This is a genomic window from Bacteroides reticulotermitis JCM 10512, assembly GCF_000517545.1.
Classification (GTDB): Bacteria; Bacteroidota; Bacteroidia; order Bacteroidales; family Bacteroidaceae; genus Bacteroides; species Bacteroides reticulotermitis.
In genome coordinates, this window is record NZ_BAIV01000082.1 from 1 (window position 1) to 1,574 (window position 1,574).

Below are 1,574 nucleotides of genomic sequence, written 5' to 3' on the forward strand. Positions count from 1 at the left end.
TGTCTTATACTGGATTAGGTTTACACTGTTTTGTTGCATAAATCACTTGTATTTATGACCAAATCAAAACATCGTTATTACAGTGAAACTTTTAAGTTAGAAGTTTTACGTGATTACTACTCTAGTGGCATATCCTTAAAATTCATTGTTAAGAAGTGGGATTTGAGTTGTGCTCGCGTCTTACATTATTGGATAAACCAGTTTCCTGTTGACTCTGAGTTATTATCTTTGGACTTAGAAACCATATCCAATTTTTCAATGTCCAACAAAGAAAAGAGCAAGGAAGAGCTTCTTGCGCATGAAGTTTTAAGACTCAAGAAAGCTCTGGAATTAGAAAAGCTTCGTTCCCGGGCTTTTGAAAAGCTGATCGAAGTTGCTGAAAAAGAAGAAGGCATTTCTATATTAAAAAAAGGTGGTGCCAAGCAGTAACAGGCCTTCGCGGGGAGTATCCACAGGAGCGTTTGGATACTCTTTGCGGTCTGTTTGGCAAGACTCGTCAGGCTTATTATAAGAAGAAAAAGACGCAAATAACAAAATCTCAGTTACGTGCTGTTTTACTGGAAGCCATCTCCTATTATCGTTCACAGGCTCCTGGCATGGGTGGTGTAAAGTTGCACACCGAACTCTCCACCCTATATGGTTATCAGGTGACAGGAGGCAGGGATGCCTTTCTGCGGTTCATGCGTGCAGAGAAGATGATGCTTCCCGCTCGCAAGCCACGTTACACCACCCAGTCCAATCACTTGTTTCGCAAATACCCCAACCTGATCAAGGGTTTGCAAGTCACATACCCTAATCATATTTGGGTAAGTGACATTACTTATATTTGGATAGAAGGAAGTGTCTGTTACCTGCATTTGCTTACAGATTCCTATTCTCATGCAGTATTGGGATGGGTTCTTGCACCAGGTCTACATGCCGAGTACACGGCGCAGGCACTTGAACAAGCTATAGCCAAAGCCGGTGGAGGTAACTTGTGTGGAACAATCCATCATTCCGACCGGGGGACGCAATATGCCTGCTATTTGTATATCTCTCTATTAACCGATCATCATATACAAATCAGTATGACAGAGGATAGCAAACCTACAGATAATGCAATAGCAGAAAGAATGAATGGGATACTGAAAACAGAATGGATCTACGGAATATCTCTCTTTAAAAACGAAGAGCAAGCACGTCAGAGGATCGGTCAAATGATACAATTCTATAATTATGACCGACCACACATGAGTATCGGAATGAAGAAGCCAATGGATGTGTATGAAGGAGAGGTACCCGGAGAAAATCTCTGGAAAAAGAAAGGGAAGACAAAATTATGAACTATATTTGTTGAACCAGAAAAAGGGAGCGAAGGTTTATGCCATTGTTACCCAAAAGCTGATAGGGCATCGAGCCCCATCAGCTTTTACCCAGAAAAAGAAAAACTCCGGATTGTCCATTGTTTTTGAAGTGACAACGAAATTCGAAAGGTAGAAGAATGAATGACAACCGTATTGGAAATAGAAAAAGATATTTGACAACGTTTTTAGTAACAAGCAACAAATAGTGACAACCAGATTCAGGATAAGTCA

Annotated in this window: 2 protein-coding genes; both read left to right on the top strand. The window is 40.7% G+C overall.

Annotation, left to right across the window (positions count from 1 at the left end; all coding sequences use genetic code 11):
• Positions 1-54: 54 nt before the first annotated feature.
• Positions 55-429: a transposase gene (locus JCM10512_RS24475; RefSeq protein WP_044165910.1), complete on the top strand. Its 375-nt coding sequence runs from the start codon at positions 55-57 to the stop codon at positions 427-429.
• 32 nt (positions 430-461) lie between these two features.
• The gene (locus JCM10512_RS21005; RefSeq protein ID WP_044165911.1) at positions 462-1,322 is read left to right on the top strand and encodes an IS3 family transposase; all 861 of its coding nucleotides are present in this window, start codon (positions 462-464) and stop codon (positions 1,320-1,322) included.
• Positions 1,323-1,574: the final 252 nt, after the last annotated feature.